Here is a 17,693-nt window from a genome sequence, read left to right as displayed (position 1 = left end):
AATATCCGGGCTTTTTTATCAGATCATAGTCTTCTTGTTCAGGGGGGGCACGACATTCTCGGGATGCAGGGAAGGAGAGTAATCAGCAACTGGCCTGAAGGAACTCTGATTGCTAAGATGCTTTCCTCACCAATCGTTATTCTTTTCATAAATTCTGTAGTTATTATCGACCATGAGCAAATCACTGAGAGACCAGCTGATGAAAGCCGGGCTTGCCAGCAAGCAACAGGCTCTTAAGGCAAAAACATCCACGAAAAAAAAGAAGAAGCAGGCCGCTAAAGACGGAGTGGCAACGGAGCAAGAGCTTCGCAGGATAGAATTGGAAAAGGAGCGTGCCGCCAAGGTTGAGCGTGATCGGGAACTAAATCGGCAGCGGGAAGAGGAAAAGAACCGAAAGGCTATTCTGGCCCAGGTTCGTCAGCTGATTGAGCGCAATGCCATTGCCAGGGAGAAGGGCGATGTTGGCTATAACTTTGTGTACGAGAAGAAAGTTAAAAAAATCTACGTCACAGACGCCATTCAGAACAAGTTAAGCCGTGGGTTGTTGGCAATAGCGGTTCAGGATGAGGAATTTATACTGATTCCAGTTCCTGTGGCCGAGAAAATTGCCGAGAGGATACCTGAGATCATTGTGCTGCAAAACCAGAAAGGACAGGAAGAAGATTCTGTGGAAGAGGAAGATTGGTATGCAGATTACCAGATTCCAGACGACTTGATGTGGTAAAGGGCTGCTTACGGGGGAACCACTCCCCCGCGCTTAAAGCCGACTATGCCAGAATAGGCTGGCTTAGTCCTTACTGGCGATGACCTCAATCTCTACCTTAACATCCTTGGGAAGCCGGACAACCTCAACCAGGCTGCGAGCAGGAAATGGAATGGTGAAGTACTGCTTGTAGACCTCATTAATATCCGTGAAGTCATTCATGTCTTTTACAAAAACGGTGGCCTTGCGAACATGGCTCATTTTGTAGCCAGATGCAGCAAGGACAGCCTTTACATTTTTCAGGCACTGGTGAGCTTGTTCCTTGGTGTCTTCAGAAAGCTCACCACTTTCTGGCTCTATTGGCAATTGCCCGGAGGTAATAATCATATTGCCAAACTGTATGCCTTGGGAGTATGGACCAATAGCCGGAGGTGCATCCGGTGTTTCAATGACTTTAGCCATAATTTTGAGTGTTACCATCGAGTTATTAGGCGAAAACTGAATTTTAGTGATCCCTTTTCTTTTTGTCATGGGGAAAATGGCTAATCAATGTCGTATTTTGGTATAAATACCTAGAATTTAAATCAATAAAAGTTTATTTAGATGCCTGTTTAATTTATTTAAAGCCTATAAATCGTGTGGTTAATAAGTGGCTGTTGGAATAAAAATAAATTCGGGAAACATTGTTTAATATTTATGTAAAAAAATGTGAGTGCTTATTGAACGGTATCTTTTTTGTAAAATTGATTCTAAAAATACCGTTAGTATTTTTACAAAACAATTAATGGAAATTGTTGCGTAAGAGGTTGTGTTATCCTTATTTTTATTTGGGTAAATTGTTATTGATTGGGGTTGCTGTGAGTATACGTCTATATAGTTATTTTTTTATAAAGTGAATACTTATGTCAAATAGCGTTGAATGAATGCCCCGGAATAATCTTCAATATAACCAGCGGATTTTCACCGGGGTAAGGTAAATGATGCAGACGTGTAAGAATTGTCGTTCAGTTTTTAATAGATGTGATTATAGTTTATGCCCCTTACCTTCGGGTTCTATGTTTTGACCGCATTGCTTTAGATATTGAAATACTTCGTCATAGCGTGTACGAATATCCGCTTGTGAGAGATCATCAAACCAGAATTGCCAGTCAGTTGCCCCGGTTCCTGCAACGGCTTGCTTACCCACCAGGCTAAAGAACAGTTTTTGGTTGTTGGGTGTGGTGATAATGTAGGATGCGCCAATGATATGCTCAGGCATGGTTGTGCATGAGAGAGGAGCATCCCGGAGGCTGGTGTTGGCTGTGTTTTTGAGTTCGCTGCGATAGATATCTTGCTGTGCCGGTGAGCGTTTGTTCATTCCTTCTTTAGGGTAGGCAATATACATAGAAACCCCTTCTCCATAACGAGCCATTCGCCTGACGGTGATGGTTCGATCCTCGACGGTTTTAATACGTTGTGGGTCCTGCTTGATTTCGGGGTGAAGGGATTCACCAAGATGCCTGCCTGGAGGATTGCAAAGGGGAGTTGCCGGTTGAGGGGTATGGATAATGGCAGTGATGCTACTTATTTGCTGCTCATCAAGCAAATCAAGCAGGCTTTGTTCAAAGGCCTTTTGGAAGTTGACAGCAAGGGGGCGGGTGTTTTTATCGTTCCCTGATATTTCAATGGTGCCGGACTTTCTGAGGGGCGTGATGACTTGACGGGATAATGCCGACTTAACCTCGGGCGAGATACCTTTATCACCCATAAGTGTGCTGGTGGCATCAGTGAGGATCACCATTTTCACCGTTTGGCTGTTTGCTTGCCGGAATTGTTGGTCAGAAGTGATCTGTTGTGGTGAGTGAGCACCGCAGCCATACAGGGCAGTCAGAATAATCAGTGCATAAACCGGCCTTGATAATTTAGACAGGCGCAAAAAAAGCTGATAACGGAAGGTATCAAGAAGCAGATAGCATGGAATATGTTTTATCATAGTTGTTACCTGAATAATTACCCTCTCGCGCCCTTCGCAGCTTCATCAAATGATGGTTCTCTAATCGGGCGCGGTTTGGATTGAAAAACAGGATAGTTGATCTGGCAAGAGTTTTCCGGACACTTTTTTACGCTGCCTCGGCAATTTTCTGTTCATATTTGAAAGGTGCCAGGTAGCCATTACCAGAGTGTTTTCTCTGGCGGTTATAATAGACCTCAATGTATTCAAAAACTGCCTGCTTCGCCTCTTCCCTTGTCTGGAAGTCTTCATGGTGAACAAGCTCAGCTTTCAGCGTATGGAAGAAGCTCTCTGCCACCGCATTATCCCAGCAATTTCCCTTACGGCTCATACTGCAAATAAAGCCATTTTCTTTCAGCAATTTCTGATAGCTTTCCGAGACATACTGGCTGCCCCTGTCACTATGTACCAGCAGCCCTTCTGTTGGCCTCCGCTTCCACATAGCCATCACAAGGGAGTCAGTGACCAGTGATGCCGTCATGCGATCTCTCATAGACCAGCCAACCACAGCCCTCGAATGCAAATCAATGAATACGGACAAGTACAGCCAGCCCTCCCGGGTACGAATATAGGTAATGTCTCCCGCGTAAGCCTCATTGGGCTGCTCCCGTTTGAAATTGCGGTTCAGCAGATTCTCGGCCACCGGCTTGTTATGGCGGGAGTCTGTTGTTGCCTTGAACTTGCGCTTTGTTTTGCAAACAATGCCTTCCTCCTTCATTAGGCGACTGATTCGTTGACGGCTAACGTTTTTACCCTGATCAGCAAGATCGTCTTTTATACGGCGCTCACCATAACGCTGGCGGTGTTTTTCATGTATCACGCGGATATCTGCCTTCAATGCACGGTCTTCCTGACTTCGGTTCGATTCTGGACGAGAGCACCAGTCATAAAAGCCTGTGGTCGATACAGACATAACCCGACACATGGCAGTAATACTGAAGCGCTCCTGGTTGTCCTTAATGAACTGAAATTTCAGAGACTTTCTCTTGCAAAGAAGGCTGCCGCCTTTTTTAAAATAGCATGCTCCTCTTTGAGTATTTTCAGCTCTTTACGCAAACGTTTCACTTCATCATACACATGCTCATCATTTTTCCTGGGCTGATTAGCCACCTTATGGCGGTGGTACTTTGTTATCCAGGTATGCAGGGTATTCGCATTAACCCCAAGCTCCTGAGCAGTTTCAGTCACTGGCTTATCTGATTCAACTGCCAGCTTCACAGCAGATTCCTTGAACTCAGCAGTGTAATTTTTTACTTTCTTTTCCGACATGCTTCACACCTTAGTAGGGTTTCAAGATTACCCTTGTTTGTGTGTCCGGAAAACTATAACCACTTCAAGTTCAGGATCTGGCAGCTTGCCAAAGCTGTTGCAGCAATGAGTCAAGTAGCGGGCCGATATACTTCTTTTTATGAATCAGGATTGACAGCTTGCGGGTTAGTGCACACCCCTTCAGGGCAAGGCTTACCAGCTCTTTTTGCTCAAGTTCGCGGGCAATACAGTACCGGGAAAGACAGCTTATTCCGGTGCCTGCCAATACCAGTTGTTTGATGGCCTCGGTTTGATTGAGTTCCATGCGAATATTCAAATGCCTGAGGTGCTGGGCAATATAAAAGTCAAAAAGCATTCGGGTACCGGAGCCTGACTCCCGGAGAATCCAGGACTCGTCCTCAAGGTCTTGCAAAGAGATTGGCTGGTTTCCCATACCTGCCAAGGGGTGAGAGGGTGAGCAAAACACAACCAGCTCATCTTCAAGCCAGGGGATCACCTCCATATCACTGTGCTGGCAGGGGCCTTCTATGCACGCGATATCAATATCGAAAGCAGCCAGTTTATTAATCAGCGTAGAGGTATTTTGGATATCCAGTGTGGCGGTGATACCAGGATGATTTTTTTCATGGCTGGCAAGAACCTGGGGGATCAGATAGTTGCCGATAGTAGTACTGGCACCAATGGTCAGTTTTCCTGATGGGGTTTGATTCCGTTGCTGGAAAAGTGTTCCTATTTCATTACTGCGGTCCAGCAGTTCACAGGCCAGAGGTAGCAGCCGGATACCCTGGGGATTCAGAACAAGTCGATTACTGGTTCGGTCAAACAGGCGACAATTCAACTGCTTCTCCAGTTCGGAAATAGCCATGCTGGTTGCGGGCTGGGAGAGACTGAGCTGATGGGCTGCCAACTGAACCTGACCAAGGCTGGCCACAGCACGAAAGGCTCTCAGTTGTCGTAAGGTGATATGCATCGGTGGTTTTGAGTATAAGAAAAATCGAATCAGATTATATAAAAGTTTGATTTTTCTTATAAATAATCCGTTGTTATGGTTCTGGGAATAAAGAATAACCCCGGAGATTCAGGATATGGCAACCATCCAGCAGTACCCATGGTCTGACAATGCTAAGCCCAGTGGGCTGGTAGCCAGGCTGGCGCGGGTGCCTACCCCCCTTGGTGGTTTGGCGCTTGGGATTGCAAGCCTGGGGGCAGCCTGGTCCATGGTAAGCCCGGATTGGGCGCAACCCTTAAAAATAGTATCAGCGTTGATTGCGACAATACTGGTGCTGAAGATTATTACGAAGTTTGTGCTTCATCCCCATTTAATCCGGGAAGAGTTGGCACACCCTGTCATCAGTAGTGTTATGCCCACATCGGCCATGGCATTAATGGTGATTTCCCAGTCTTTGCTCAGTGTGATTCCAGGTATTGCCAGGGGGCTTTGGCTGGTGGCAGTGATCTGTCATATTGTGCTCTTTGTCTGCTTTGTGGTGGGCAGGGTGAACAACTTCAGGCTGGAGCATATGGTTCCCAGCTGGTTTGTTCCGCCTGTGGGTATTATTGTTGCGGCGGTCACCAGCCATGGAATGGGCTACGAAAACGGGGTGTATAGCCTTTTTGTCTTCGGTCTGGGCTGCTATTTTGTCAAACTGCCGGTGATGCTTTACCGGTTGATGTTCAGGGGGGTTATCCCTGATGCAGCGCTGCCAACCTTTGCCATTATGGCAGCACCGGCCAGTCTTTCCCTCGCAGGCTATCTCACCATTAGTGACCAGCCTGATCCACTGTTGATACTTATTCTTGCACCTTTGGCGCTGTTGATGACGGTGCTCGTTTATACAGGATTTATCCGGCTGCTGCGTTTGCCGTTTTCCCCCGGCTATGCTGCCTTTACCTTTCCAATGGTGATTGGTGCCACTGCGCTGATTAAATTGACCCACTGGTTATTTCAAAAGGATTTTTTCTGGCTTGCAAGAATAACTGATGGCCTGGCTCGGATTGAACTGTATGTGGCTACCGCAATGGTATTGTATGTGGCTATCCGCTATGTGTTTTTTTATCTGTGTGGGGCGCGCTTTAGAAACAGTTTCGCTGGGTAAGCAAGATAAAGATATCCGGTTTTCAAACGGGTTATGGTTTAGTCAGAAAAATCGTTCTATTGTTACTTGGCTCGGATACTTCATAAGTGAGCAATTATTCGTAACAATAGCCCTACCGGAGGGTAAGAGATGTCTCTGTATCAACATATCATGCTGGCTGTTGATTTTGGTAAGGATGTGGGGTTGCTGGTTGAAAAGGCGGTGCAGCGGGCTCGCTGCGAGCAGGCTAAATTAAGTGCTATCCATATTGAGCACACAGTGGGCAAACCCTATCATGGTATGTTTGATATCAATCTTGAAAAGGCTAATGTGGCCGTAGAGCAGAGTTCCATCAAGACCATGAAAAGCTTGCTGGAAAACTGTGGTTATCCGGTGGATTGCTATTCGCATTGCTGTGATGATATGGCCATGACGCTCACTGAAGCTGTCAAGAAGTATGAGGTGGATTTGCTGCTGATGGGACATCATCGCTATAGTTGGCTGGGGGAAATACTTGCTTCAGCTTCAGAGCCGGTAGTGCGGCAAATGCCCTGTGATATTTTATTGATAAAAACAGACCTGTGAAAAAAATCGACATTTGTCTCTCGTTCCCGGCGTCCCGGCCGGGAATGTATACGGATGTGTCCAGCGAATATCAGGTGTGCGGCCTGTGGGTATAGCGCAGCAGTGGATAGGCGACAATGAACTGCCTACACTGAGCCTGCAACAAAAATAAACCCATAGGATTAGCCATGAGCAGTATTGAAACCGAAGGCGATGAGTTTGTGAGACGGGCTGAGTTTGATGCCCTGGCCGAAAAGGTGGAAGAAGGTTTTCTGGATATAAGGAGACATCAGTGCCGGACAGATACCCATATGCTGGAGATACGCCGGGAGCTAAGTCACCATAGTGACCTGCTGTCTGAATTGCAATCAGATGTAAGAGAGTTGAAATCAGATGTAAGAGAGTTGAAAAGAGGTCAGGTGGAGCATGGTAATATGCTGAAGCAAATTCTGGAGCTGGTCAGCAAACCATGACTTATTTTCATGGTTTTCCCGGGAATGTATATGGGTCTTTCTATACCTCAGGGATAGGTCTGCATTCCCGGCAGGGACGCAGGGAACGATAGTAAAGAGGCCTTCGTTCTCAGTCTACCAAGTGGTTTGAGGTTTTCTGATAAACACTGTTTATACTGTAAGCATATGCAATAAGCACCAATAGCATCCCGCCAATAAAACCATATAAGTGAGCATCCACTGCGACACCGGTTTGTAAAAAGTTACCCATAAAAGCACTATCGTAGAAAGATGTGTGCTCCCTCAGTGTTTTTCCTGCCCAAAAAATCAGCATGAGTGCTTTGATGTGTTTTTTATAGTGTGGCGTGGTGATGATTGCAACAACCGCCAAGCCGTGAAGTATGCCAGATAGCCCCGCGTAACGGCTGATAGCAGAACTCAGCAACCAAATACAGGTTGAAGTCCACAGGCACAGACTGACTGTGCAGAATAACCCCCACCAGGAACAAAATAGTTTCTCATTGATGTAATAGATAATCGCCAAGCCGAAAAGGTTGAGTAGCAAGTGCCGGATATTGAAATGCGTCAGGTGTGCTGTCATCCAACGCCAGATTAGTGAATATGAAGGCGCATGGCGATCCAGTGATAACCAGTCGTACATTTTTCCCAGGGATAATAGTGATATGACTATCGTTATTATAATAAAAGCGGTTAGAGGCTTTGATAAAAAGGATTTTCTCATTAGCGATACACAATGATATTCACACAGGCTCAAGGGACGACCATTAATTAAAGAAAAGGCCGGGCAAATACCCGGCTGTAGGTGTGATTAACTTGATCACTCTCGTTCCAGGCGTCCTCGCCTGGAATGCATACGGTGCTATCCGCCTAGTTTCGTAGCTATCGTGGCTGGACAGGCCTGCATTCCCAGCGGGGAGAGGGTGTCGCGAAACTGAATGCAGTGTGCATAAAACGAGATTGATTCTCTTTTTTTAACCACGGAGACACGGAGGCACAGAGTTTTTGTATCTTTAAACTATAAATCTCCGTGTCTTTGTGTCTCCGTGGTTAATAACAATCACTTTCGCGACACCCTCAGGACGCTGGGAACGAGGGGAGCTGATATTATGCGGCTTTTTTCTTGCGACGACGGCCACCCAGACCCAGAAGACCCAGTCCCAGAGTCAGCCAGCCCATGCTACCGGAGTCATCTTCATCGCCGGTGTTGACTCCGCTGTTGTTATCGCCGTTACCATTGCTGGAATCTCTGTCACCCAGCTGAACATCGACCATAATAGGGTTGTGGTCGGATGATCTAAATGGGCTCTCTGCTACGATCAGTGCATCCTGAACTTCCTGAGGCTTGTCGCTGGTAGTGTAATCCATACCGGTAGGTTCACCGGCATTGATGTTCCAGTCCTGAACCTGCTTCACTTTGCTGGCCAGTGAAGGACTTGCTAAACCGTGATCAAGGCTACCAACTTCACCACCATAGGCATAGCTGAAGTAGTCCTCTTTGATGAACTTTGGTCCCAGATTAACAAAATCCATGCGATAAGCAGTCGGTGTTACAGTGTATTTGCCATCTTTGTGGGTAATTTTCTCAAGTGTACGCTGGATGTCCTTATCTTTTTGCGTCAGCAGCAGAACAGGATCTTCCATGCCGTAGGCATTTAAGTCGCCAACCAGCAGGACATCTTTGCCTTGATAGTGTGCGTCGAGATATTTACCCAGTGTTTCAGCAGCGGTAACACGCATCCGGTTACAGTTACCCTGTCCCCATTCATCGGTTTTATCACCCATAGCGCTACAGGATGAACCTTTTGACTTAAAGTGGTTGATGGCAACGGTGAACTCTTTGCCGGTTGCCTTCTCTTTGAAAGTCTGGATCATTGGCGGGCGGTGCTTTTTGGTATCCTTGTCAAATGGATACTCAGTCAGAATAACTGGCTTGCCCGCAGGTTCTACCGCATCTTTGTTATAAATCAGAGATACTTTAATAACATCAGTACCAATCAGGTCTGCATCAGTACGAATATAGTCGTATGTTTTGTTGCTGACTTTATTTATGCCATTAATGACCAGGTCGTGAATTGCACTATCATTATCCCAACCATCATTTTCCATTTCCAGGATACCGACCACGTCAGCATTGATACGGCTAATGGCAGTAATGATTTTCTCACGCTGGGTAGCAAACTCTTCTTTGCTCGTAGCACCACGGGCGTTACCGTTAATACTGTGCTCCCAGTATTTGGCATCATCCGGAGTCAGGTTGCCGTCTTTGCCTGCATAACCGTTGAAGTAGTTCAGTACGTTGAAAGAGGCAATGCGAATAGTGTTGGCTGGGGCCGATGCTGGCTCCTGAATACGTGGGTGCTCAGATTCGTCCAGCTGAAGTTCATCAACCTGCACTAACTGGAAGTCATCACCAAAACGATACAGGCCGCCATTCAGAGTATTTTCTACACGGCTACCAATGCGAACCGCTTTGTCATGACTAAACTCTGGATAATAGCTAATAGTTTCAGGGTTTTTACCGCTAAAGCCATCTTCGATAGTCAGGCTGTTTTTGGCATTACTTTCTTTAATAGCGATAGCTTCGTTGCTGCCAGGAATATGCTTGTCGGTGGGAATCGCCCGAGGTGCGCCGCTGGATACCTTGATTTGTCCGTAATGGGACAGGCTAAAGGTATCGGTTACGTAGAAGCTTTCACCAGATACAGGCGCAACTTCAACCTGCATACCTTCGTACTGGTCAAGATCAACCTCTGAGACCGGCATAGTCAGATAAACAGGGCCTGGTATTGGCATATTACTGGCACAAACATTAAGCTCACTTGGTTTTACGCCGGTGAGCTGCGTCATGTTTTTATATTTAGTCGCCTTGGCTTTCAGGTAAATGCGTTCACCAACTTTAGGGCGGTTGATGTTATCGTAAACGTAGATACCACTGGATATTTTATCTTGCTGTTCCTCCTCTGTTTTAAACTGCTGAATAAAATAACCGCTTGCTGTGACCTGGGTAACGATGCCTTTAACCAATACATATTGAGGGTTGGTTGCTATACCATCCTTATTAACATCAAACTCCAACTTTTGGATATCGGTGATTCTTTTTAATTCATCACCAGGCTGGGCGCAGCTACCAAAGCTGGGGCCTGGGTCGATTGTGTCGCCATCATCCTCTTTATCGACAGGTACTCTTGTACCCGGTGCATGACCAAGACCATCGAAGTCATCTTTTTTAAATTCATTCCAGTCATTCAGGTCAAATGTGGTTGAGCCAGTAGATATGCCTTCTTTTCTGGCCAGTGTTTTGTCTTTGCCGAAATCAGTGCTGTCACCGATGATACCAATAGCGTCAACAGGTGTTTCACCCTGTACCAGTACTAGCGAGTCATTACCATTGAAATTGGTGATTGAGGCATCAATCATTTTATTTTCAGCTTTAATCACATCACTGGCAGAGCTGTGGGCAATAACTAAAACTTTACCAGCATCCAGGGATTTTCCGGAGAGGGAAAGAGATTTGGGATTGTCCGCGACGCCATTGGTATGAAGTCTGACTGTGTAGTTGCTCAGGTCAACCTGTTCAGTACCTGTATTGTACAGTTCGATAGCTTTGTTATAACCACTGCCTTCTACATACTCACTGAAAATAACATCAGCAAAAGCGCTGCCGGTAACAGAGGCTGAAATAGCCAGTGCCAGACTGGATACTAAAAAGCGGTTTTTGTTTTTTTGGGGCGAAGAAAGGGTGTCATGTAAAGCCATGGGGTCTCCAAAATGATTAAATGAACTTTTTTATCTATTTCGTTCCCTGCGCCCTCGCTGGGAGGGAGGGGTCGGAGGGGGATTAAGGATTGTGTAAATACGGATTAAAAGTCTGTAGACGTATGTATGGATACGGTTTGACAGAAACTTAAATAGCGGAAATAGTTATAAAAAAGCCCCGGAAATACGGGGCTTTCTAAAAAGGCTTAGAATGCTACGAATTTGTAGTCCAGCCATACGCGCAGGTCATCACGCTTGCCGTAGCCGATGTAGTCGCGCAGTTCTTTGTCATTGGTTCTGTACAGGCCGTACTTCATCTTGAAGCTCAGGCCTTTCAGGCTTTCCTGTTGGAACGCGTAGGTAACCAGCAGGTCATGCTCTTCTTCAGACAGCTTCTTGTTGTTCAGCTCCATGCCGGAACCGTAGTGGAAGAAGTAGCCAACATTCAGGCCTTTCACGCCCAGGTTTGCGAAGTCGTACTGAGCGCCAGCCATCCATGCAGTTTCGCCGTCGTACATGAAGTCTTCAGCAAAGCCAGAAGTTTCCAGACCCCAGATACCGTGGGTGTTCTTACCGAAGTCGTAGTAGTACTTGCCCAGTTCGCCTGCTTTGTTATATTCAGCCTTGGTCTTGCTCACAGCGGCAACAACAGTCCAGTCGTTCATCGCCAGCTTGGCGTTCAGGCTGAAGTTTTGTGCCTTGTCATTAAAGTTGGTATCGCCATCCCATGTGGTACCAGTCCAGAGGTCTCCGTCTTCCTTGGTTACAAAGTAACGGCCACCAACAGTCAGGTCAGTATTTTCTGCCAGATTGAAGGTGTAAGCGGCATTGAAGTTATGGGCTTGCAGGAAGTCTTTGGAGAAGGCATTGCGGTACATCAGGTCCAGGCCGCCGATCTTATAGCCCAGTTGACCACCCATGACATAGTCAATACGCTTGCCATCAAAGTTTTCCAGCTTATGGAAACCTGCTTCACTACGCAGGGACATCTGGTCAACATAAGCCAGGCCGTAGCTAACGCCGAAAGCATTACCGGTGAGGTTATAACCCTGCCAGCTGCTTGGTACAGTACGGGAACCGGAGCTGGAGATCAGGCCGTTATAAATAATTTGACGACCAGCCTGTAGCTTACCGTTCAGGTCATCATTGCCCAGCTTAACTTTTACGTAGGCCTGACCAATTTTGCTGAAGCCTTTGTTGTCATCATTCAGCAGCTGGTTACTGTGGCTGTTGTTTTCATCCATGCGGAGCTTAACAGCGCTGTAAAGAGAGGCGTCGAAACCGATAATATCCCAAGCGTAGCCGGACTTGGCATCCAGCATCAGACCGCCAGTGGTAGCACCGGCAGCAGAAGAACTGTTGTCTGCCTTGTCACTTTTTTGAATATCGTAGTGAGTAACACGCAGCTTACCGGAAACGGAAGCATCTTCATAAAGGTTGGAGAAGTTTGCACTGGCAATTTGAGAGCCCAGTGTCAGTGCCGCAACGGCACAGGTCAGCGCGCTTTTTTTAAAGCTATGCATGAGTTTGGAGCCTTGTGTGTTGAATCTATCTGTGGCTAAAGCAACTGAGGGGATATTGCAATTAAATGGGCTTACCAGCCCTTTATAAAGGCTTTAATTAAGCGCAGAAAATTATTTAACTGCCGTCAGTCAATATTGATTTAGCTTGATAAATATTGGTCATATACGCGCGTCGATTATCGTTAATGAACAGGTTTATTTTTTTGATTTATGTCAATTTTTGGTAAGTAACCGGTTAATATTTTGAAAATATCACCATTAAAAAAATGCAATCTTAAATCAATAAAAATGAACTTTAAAGTAATTACTTACAGAAATAAGTGATAGTATTTAATTATCGTTTGTTGCTATCTATAGGCTTTGTTTTTTGCGAAAAAACACTTCTTTTTCAAAAATAATTCTTGCATTTGATAAATAGTTTTGTATACGACAGAATATGCCTGTTTTTATAGATGTCATATAAGATTTTATTGCCGTGGAGTGACTTTTAAGGATGAAAGTCCATTTTCTTGAAATAACCATGAAAGTGTTATGGTTTTTGTCAGAATAGTACAAATTTATAATCCAGCCATGCTCGCAGGTCTATACGTTTTCCATAACTTATGGTATTACGCAACGCTTTATCATTATTATAAAAGCCGGCTATTAGCTTCAGGCTAAGTCCTTCTAGCGGTTTCTGGGGAAATAGATAGGAAAGTAGCAGGTCATGCTCATTTTCCGAAACGGTTTTGCCATTCCTTGCTTTCATTCCGGTACCGTAATGGAAAAAATAACCCACACTCAGTCCTTTGGCTCCCCTTGAGGAGAAATCATATAATCCCCCGGTTTTCCATGCGGTTTCGCCATCATACATAAAATCCTCGCCAAAGGCTGATGTTTGAATGTCACAGATACCATGGGTATTTTTGCCAAAGTCATAGTAATAGCTGCCCAGATTTCCCTGGGATTCAGCCTTGGTATGGCTGACGGAAGCGACCAGTGTCCACTGGTTGAGGGTTAATTTGGCATTCAGGCTGTAGTTCTCGGCTTTGTCATCAAATGCCGCATCCGTGCTTTTATAGGGTTGCCCGGGAGCCGGGGAGGCATCCCAGTTGGCGTAGCCTGTCCATAGATCGCCCTCTTTTTTAGCAATATAGTAGCGGGTATCAATGGTCAGGGTGTTACCTTCCTGAAGATCAAAGTTGTAGCCTATTTTGATATTATGGGCTTGCAGGAAATCTTTTGAATAACCGTTACGGTATAATAGATTCAGGTTTTTGAGAGACGTGTCAATCTGTCCTCCGGCAGCGTAATCAATGCGTTTGCCGTCAAAGTTTTCCAATCTGTGAAACCCTGCCTGATCCCTTAATGATATTTGATCCACATAAACCAGTCCCAAATGTACTCCATAAAAATGACTGTTAAGGTTATAGCCTTGCCAGGTACTGGGTACGGATCGGGAACCGGAGCTGGATATCAAGGCGTTATAAATCATTTGGCGGCCTGCATTGAAGTTAGCATTCAGGTTGTTATCACCGAATTTAATTTTGATATAGGCCTGGCCCAGTTTGCTAAAGCCTTCATTATCAGCATTCAGTAGTTGTTTACTGTCCCTGTTTTTTTCGTTCATATCCAGTTTGGTGACACCGTAAAGGGAGGCATCCACACCAATAATATCACCATAATAACCGGACTTGGCATCAAGCATTACACTGCCTGTCCATGCACCCACATAGGTTGATTTTTTTTTAATGCCTGTGTCTGGATAAACACGATCTCCTTTTTCAATATCATAATAAACAGTGCGTAGCTTTCCCCCTGCTGTGGCATCATCAATAAAGTTGGCCAGTAATAATTGTGAATCAAAGCCCAAGGGAGTCATCAGGCAGGCCAGAACAGCTTTGCTTGATTTATTCATTGTGTTTCTATTCCTGTGGCAAGTGTTATTAAGTCAAACAGGATGCTTATTTAAATGATCAGCTGGTTTTGATGGGGTTGTGTATTCCCGGCCTTAATAGTAGCCCTGTTTTTTGTTTGTGTTGAATTGATCTGTAGGGAGGAGGTGAGGGGGGTAGAAGTGATGGATTGGGATTTCTGATAGCTATTGGGGGTAGGGAATAAGACTTGATTCCGGACTCCCGGGGGTGTGGCAACACCCTCGGGAGCTTGGGAATAAAAGGATTATCCTAGATTAAAGATTCCAGGGTGATCTCAATCATTTCGTTAAAAGACAGTTGGCGCTCTTCAGCAGAGAGTTGTTCACCAGTGCGAATATGGTCGCTTACGGTACAAACAGCCAGTGCTTTGGCGCCGAATTCAGCGGCAACACCATACAGGCCGGCAGCTTCCATTTCCACACCCAGAATGCCGTACTTTTCCATCAGGTCAAACAACTGTTGATCCGGGGAGTAGAACAGGTCGGCAGAGAACAGGTTGCCCACTTTTACCGGGATGTTTTTGTTGCGGGCAGCACCCACGGCTTTTTCCAGTAAGCCAAAGTCACAGGTGGCAGCAAAATCATGGTTTTTGAAGCGAATACGGTTGACCTTGGAGTCGGTTGCCGCACCCAGGCCAATAACCACATCACGCACCTTGACATCAGGGCTGATGGCGCCACAGCTGCCTACGCGGAGCAGGTTCTTGACACCGTATTCAGTGATCAGCTCCTTGTAGTAAATGGAGGCAGAAGGAATACCCATGCCGGAACCCATGACAGATATCCGCTTACCCTTGTAATGGCCGGTATATCCCAACATGTTGCGGACATTAGTCACTTCTTCGGCACCTTCAAGGAAGGTTTCGGCAATATATTTAGCGCGCAGCGGGTCGCCAGGCATCAAGGCTGTTTCTGCAAAAGCTCCAGGCGCAGCATTAATATGTGGTGTAGACAACGTTTTCTCTCCATACTGTGACTAATTACGTCAACAGGACTAGTACTCCGTCCGGCAGCAGATGATAAGTTCAGTGGCTGCCTTACGGAGTACTAGTATAAATCAGATATTTGCAGCCAGGGATGAAAATCCCCGGCTTTTAAAAAAAACTATTCTATACAATCTGCGGCAGTAATGCGCTGATAGATCTCGGGGGTTTGCTCCGGAGCTGTGTCGCTGATGGTCACAGCGTTACGAACCATGTCAGCCGCTTGTTGCCAGGCTTCTTCAGAGCGGGCATGAATCAAGGCCAGAGGTGTTTCCTGACCAACCTGTTGACCCAAACGGGGAATGTCGGTGAGACCAACAGCGTAGTCGATGCTGTCCGTTGGGGTTTTACGACCGCCACCCATTTGAACCACAGCCATACCCATGCCACGGGTATCCATGGTGGAGAGGTAGCCGGCAGTATCAGCAAACACTGGACGAATAATGTCGGCTTTTGGCAGGTAGTGGTCATAACGCTCAACGAAATCAGCAGGGCCACCCAGGCCTGCAACCATCTGACCAAATATTTCCGCAGCTTTGCCATCATCCAGGCAGATTTGCAGTTTGTCGCGGGCTTCGGTGAGATCCTTGGCCAGACCACCGGAGACCAGCAGGTCTGAGGCTTGGGCCATAGTCACTTCGTGCAAACGTGGATTTCTGTATTCACCGGTCAGGTACCGGACTGCTTCACGCACTTCAACGGCGTTACCGGCACTGGAAGCCAGGCATTGGTTCATGTCAGTGAGTAGGGCTGTGGTCTTGACACCGGCACCGTTGGCGACGCTAACAATGCTTTTGGCCAACGCTTCAGAGGCTTCGTAAGTCGGCATAAAGGCACCGCTGCCTACCTTGACATCCATCACCAGGGCATCCAGGCCTTCGGCCAGTTTTTTGCCAAGAATGGAGGCCGTGATCATATCGATGGATTCTACTGTAGCGGTAACATCGCGGATAGCGTAAACACGCTTATCGGCAGGTGCCAGTTCGCCGGTCTGACCTACGATGGCAACACCACAGCTTTCAACCACTTTGCGCAGTGTTTCTTCAGAGGCGCTGGTGTTGTAGCCGGAAATGCTGTCCAGCTTATCCAGGGTGCCACCGGTATGTCCCAGTCCACGACCGGAAATCATGGGCACATAACCGCCGCAGGCTGCCAGCATAGGGCCAAGCATTAAGCTAACAACGTCGCCTACACCGCCAGTGGAATGTTTATCAATGATAGGGCCGCCCAGTTTTTCCTTATCCCAGGTCAGCACATCACCGGAGTCACGCATGGCCTTGGTAAAGGAGATACGCTCAGGCATGCTCAGGCCCTGGAAGTAGATGGCCATAGCCAGGGCTGCGATCTGGCCTTCAGATACAGTATTTTGGGTAATACCCTGAACAAATTGCTGAATGTCTTCGTTGCTGAGGGGAAGCGCTTCACGCTTGCGGCGGATAATTTCCTGTGGAAGGAACATGTTGCACCCAATGGTAAAAATTAAAAAGTAATAAATAAAAAGAAACTGTTTGAAAACGACAGCTGTTACTTTTTATGACAGTGTTTTCGAACAACCTCTGTAAAAGAGCCGGTATTGCACCGGCTCATATAGGCTTAGTAACTTTGTGTATCGACCTGGCCTTCTTTCTCGCCCAGGTCGATCAGCAGGTTGCCCAACAGGCTGCTGGCACCGAAGCGGTAGTGGTCAGGATTAACCCATCCCTGCCCCATGATTTCTTCAGCCAGTTGCAGGTGCTGTTTGGCTTCTTCTGCTGTGCGGATACCGCCTGCTGGTTTGAAGGAAACGTCACGACCGCTTGCTTTAATGGCTTCCAGCATGATGCGGGCAGCTTCCAGAGTGGCGTTAACGGCTACCTTGCCTGTGGAGGTTTTGATGAAATCTGCACCGGCTTCAATGGACAGGTTGCTGGCCTTGCGGATCAGTTCTTCTGTTTTCAGCTCGCCGGATTCGATGATAACTTTCAGTTTTGCCTGATCACCACAGGCTTCTTTACACTGGCGAACCAGCTCGTAGCCTACTTTCTCGTCGCCTGCCATCAGTGCACGGTATGGAAATACTACGTCAACTTCATCAGCACCGTAGGCAACAGCTGCGCGGGTTTCAGCAACAGCAATGGCAATGTCATCACCACCGGCAGGGAAGTTGGTGACAGTGGCTATTTTTACCTGCTCCAGACCCAGTTCACGCAGTGCTTTTTTCGCCACAGGAACAAAGCGTGGATAGATGCAAACGGCAGCCGTAGTACCAGCAGATGTCTTGGCAGACTCACACAGGGCGATGACTTTTTCATTGGTGTCATCATCACTCAAAGTGGTCAGGTCGATCAGCTGCAGAGCCAGTTGGCTGTAGTTAGTTTCAGTACTCATTGAGTCTTTCCTGGTCATTAAGAGGCTGTCGAGGGAGACAGCCAGTTTAAATAGAAAATCGTGCTGTTCAGCATT

The 17,693-nt window shown here is 46.6% G+C and carries 15 protein-coding genes; 4 read left to right on the top strand and 11 right to left on the bottom strand.

The window, feature by feature from the left end:
• The first annotated feature begins 172 nt into the window (after positions 1 to 172).
• Positions 173 to 724: a DUF2058 domain-containing protein gene (locus tag MJ595_RS22750; protein WP_263080412.1), complete on the top strand. Its 552-nt coding sequence runs from the start codon at positions 173 to 175 to the stop codon at positions 722 to 724.
• A gap of 63 nt (positions 725 to 787) precedes the next feature.
• Here the strand turns inward: MJ595_RS22750 and MJ595_RS22745 are convergent, their stop codons facing one another.
• From MJ595_RS22745 to MJ595_RS22730, 4 genes are all read right to left on the bottom strand, one after another.
• Positions 788 to 1,165: a RidA family protein gene (locus MJ595_RS22745; RefSeq protein WP_263322571.1), complete on the bottom strand. Its 378-nt coding sequence runs from the start codon at positions 1,163 to 1,165 to the stop codon at positions 788 to 790.
• 562 nt (positions 1,166 to 1,727) lie between these two features.
• Positions 1,728 to 2,675 (bottom strand): hypothetical protein, encoded by a 948-nt coding sequence (locus MJ595_RS22740; RefSeq protein ID WP_263080411.1) that lies wholly within the window; start codon positions 2,673 to 2,675, stop codon positions 1,728 to 1,730.
• Positions 2,676 to 2,802: 127 nt separating this feature from the next.
• A protein-coding gene (locus MJ595_RS22735; RefSeq protein WP_263079868.1) for an IS3 family transposase occupies positions 2,803 to 3,962 on the bottom strand; the annotation gives its coding sequence in 2 pieces (ribosomal slippage) (positions 2,803 to 3,692 and positions 3,692 to 3,962; 1,161 coding nt in all).
• 70 nt (positions 3,963 to 4,032) lie between these two features.
• On the bottom strand, positions 4,033 to 4,932 hold the full coding sequence (locus MJ595_RS22730) for a LysR family transcriptional regulator (protein ID WP_263080410.1): 900 nt from the start codon (positions 4,930 to 4,932) through the stop codon (positions 4,033 to 4,035).
• 115 nt (positions 4,933 to 5,047) lie between these two features.
• Between MJ595_RS22730 and MJ595_RS22725 the strand changes: the two genes are divergently transcribed.
• The 3 genes from MJ595_RS22725 (at position 5,048) to MJ595_RS22715 (ending at position 7,074) form a co-directional block, all read left to right on the top strand.
• Entirely contained in the window at positions 5,048 to 6,058 is a 1,011-nt protein-coding gene (locus MJ595_RS22725) for a TDT family transporter (protein WP_263080409.1), read from the top strand.
• A 129-nt stretch (positions 6,059 to 6,187) separates the two neighbouring features.
• A complete protein-coding gene (locus tag MJ595_RS22720) occupies positions 6,188 to 6,622 on the top strand; it encodes a universal stress protein (protein WP_263080408.1) in 435 nt (144 codons plus the stop codon).
• Positions 6,623 to 6,789: 167 nt separating this feature from the next.
• The gene (locus MJ595_RS22715) at positions 6,790 to 7,074 is read left to right on the top strand and encodes a hypothetical protein (RefSeq protein WP_263080407.1); all 285 of its coding nucleotides are present in this window, start codon (positions 6,790 to 6,792) and stop codon (positions 7,072 to 7,074) included.
• 109 nt (positions 7,075 to 7,183) lie between these two features.
• Here the strand turns inward: MJ595_RS22715 and rrtA are convergent, their stop codons facing one another.
• The 7 genes from rrtA to deoC all read right to left on the bottom strand — a co-directional run bounded on the left by rrtA (position 7,184) and on the right by deoC (position 17,618).
• Entirely contained in the window at positions 7,184 to 7,714 is a 531-nt protein-coding gene (gene rrtA / locus MJ595_RS22710) for a rhombosortase (RefSeq protein ID WP_263080406.1), read from the bottom strand.
• A gap of 464 nt (positions 7,715 to 8,178) precedes the next feature.
• Positions 8,179 to 10,830, bottom strand: coding sequence for an ExeM/NucH family extracellular endonuclease (locus MJ595_RS22705; RefSeq protein WP_263080405.1), 2,652 nt, complete (start codon positions 10,828 to 10,830; stop codon positions 8,179 to 8,181).
• Between the two features lie 206 nt (positions 10,831 to 11,036).
• The gene (locus MJ595_RS22700) at positions 11,037 to 12,353 is read right to left on the bottom strand and encodes an OprD family porin (protein WP_263080404.1); all 1,317 of its coding nucleotides are present in this window, start codon (positions 12,351 to 12,353) and stop codon (positions 11,037 to 11,039) included.
• A 541-nt stretch (positions 12,354 to 12,894) separates the two neighbouring features.
• Positions 12,895 to 14,250, bottom strand: coding sequence for an OprD family porin (locus MJ595_RS22695; RefSeq protein WP_263080403.1), 1,356 nt, complete (start codon positions 14,248 to 14,250; stop codon positions 12,895 to 12,897).
• A gap of 268 nt (positions 14,251 to 14,518) precedes the next feature.
• Positions 14,519 to 15,223 (bottom strand): purine-nucleoside phosphorylase, encoded by a 705-nt coding sequence (gene deoD, locus MJ595_RS22690; RefSeq protein ID WP_263080402.1) that lies wholly within the window; start codon positions 15,221 to 15,223, stop codon positions 14,519 to 14,521.
• Between the two features lie 149 nt (positions 15,224 to 15,372).
• Positions 15,373 to 16,710 (bottom strand): thymidine phosphorylase, encoded by a 1,338-nt coding sequence (deoA, locus tag MJ595_RS22685; protein ID WP_263080401.1) that lies wholly within the window; start codon positions 16,708 to 16,710, stop codon positions 15,373 to 15,375.
• A gap of 134 nt (positions 16,711 to 16,844) precedes the next feature.
• Positions 16,845 to 17,618, bottom strand: coding sequence for a deoxyribose-phosphate aldolase (deoC, locus tag MJ595_RS22680; protein WP_263080400.1), 774 nt, complete (start codon positions 17,616 to 17,618; stop codon positions 16,845 to 16,847).
• Positions 17,619 to 17,693: the final 75 nt, after the last annotated feature.

Source organism: Endozoicomonas sp. Mp262 (assembly GCF_025643335.1).
GTDB lineage: Bacteria > Pseudomonadota > Gammaproteobacteria > Pseudomonadales > Endozoicomonadaceae > Endonucleibacter.
The sequence above is the reverse complement of the archived record's forward strand: the minus strand, read 5'-3'. Positions and strand labels throughout refer to the sequence as shown.

Coding starts and splice junctions, on each gene's coding strand:
- MJ595_RS22750 (WP_263080412.1), top strand. CDS start 173: ATGAGCAAATCACTGAGAGACCAGCTGATGAAAGCCGGGCTTGCCAGC.
- MJ595_RS22745 (WP_263322571.1), bottom strand. CDS start 1,165: ATGGCTAAAGTCATTGAAACACCGGATGCACCTCCGGCTATTGGTCCA.
- MJ595_RS22740 (WP_263080411.1), bottom strand. CDS start 2,675: ATGATAAAACATATTCCATGCTATCTGCTTCTTGATACCTTCCGTTAT.
- MJ595_RS22730 (WP_263080410.1), bottom strand. CDS start 4,932: ATGCATATCACCTTACGACAACTGAGAGCCTTTCGTGCTGTGGCCAGC.
- MJ595_RS22725 (WP_263080409.1), top strand. CDS start 5,048: ATGGCAACCATCCAGCAGTACCCATGGTCTGACAATGCTAAGCCCAGT.
- MJ595_RS22720 (WP_263080408.1), top strand. CDS start 6,188: ATGTCTCTGTATCAACATATCATGCTGGCTGTTGATTTTGGTAAGGAT.
- MJ595_RS22715 (WP_263080407.1), top strand. CDS start 6,790: ATGAGCAGTATTGAAACCGAAGGCGATGAGTTTGTGAGACGGGCTGAG.
- rrtA (WP_263080406.1), bottom strand. CDS start 7,714: ATGTACGACTGGTTATCACTGGATCGCCATGCGCCTTCATATTCACTA.
- MJ595_RS22705 (WP_263080405.1), bottom strand. CDS start 10,830: ATGGCTTTACATGACACCCTTTCTTCGCCCCAAAAAAACAAAAACCGC.
- MJ595_RS22700 (WP_263080404.1), bottom strand. CDS start 12,353: ATGCATAGCTTTAAAAAAAGCGCGCTGACCTGTGCCGTTGCGGCACTG.
- MJ595_RS22695 (WP_263080403.1), bottom strand. CDS start 14,250: ATGAATAAATCAAGCAAAGCTGTTCTGGCCTGCCTGATGACTCCCTTG.
- deoA (WP_263080401.1), bottom strand. CDS start 16,710: ATGTTCCTTCCACAGGAAATTATCCGCCGCAAGCGTGAAGCGCTTCCC.
- deoC (WP_263080400.1), bottom strand. CDS start 17,618: ATGAGTACTGAAACTAACTACAGCCAACTGGCTCTGCAGCTGATCGAC.